The following is a 569-nucleotide window of genomic DNA, read 5'->3' as shown; positions in this document are numbered from 1 at the left end:
CGCCGAGATGGTTACACCGAAGGTTATAGAGTGGCTGGAGCGGAACCGGGAGAAGGATGACTGGTTCCTTCACGTCCATTACTGGGATCCGCATACGCCGTACCGTACCCCGGAGGGAGAAAAAAGCAGGTTTCAGGATGAGCCTCTGCCGGATGACTGGATCACAGATCAGATATTTTGTGAGCATCTGCGCCACATCGGCCCCCACGGCGCCAATGAGATCAATATGTGGAATGATGAGACGTTTTCCAGATGGCCAAAGCACCCGGGCAGCTTAAAGACGAAAGACGAGGCAAAGCATTTCATTGACCTTTACGATGACAGCGTTAAGTTTACCGATGACAATATTGGTCTGATCACGTCGTGGCTTAAGGAACACGGACTTTACGGAGAAGATCTGGCCATTATCATTACCGCGGACCACGGAGAGGATCTGGGAGAATTCGGGGTCTATGGGGAACACGGCATGGCAGATGAGCCGGTCTGCCATATCCCCCTGATTATCAAATGGCCTGGAGCAGAGGGAGGACGCCGTGTTTCGGGGCTGTATGACAACACGGATTTACTTC

At 52.5% G+C, this 569-nt stretch carries 1 protein-coding gene; it reads left to right on the top strand.

Annotated features, from left to right (window positions below; genetic code table 11):
* Positions 1 to 569 (top strand): sulfatase-like hydrolase/transferase (locus tag NE664_12920; GenBank protein ID MCQ4727536.1); only part of this gene is annotated, 569 nt, incomplete at both ends.

Source organism: Anaerotignum faecicola, from assembly GCA_024460105.1.
Lineage (GTDB): Bacteria > Bacillota > Clostridia > Lachnospirales > Anaerotignaceae > JANFXS01.
Note: the sequence above shows the minus strand (reverse complement) of the source record. Positions and strands in the feature narration are given on the sequence as shown.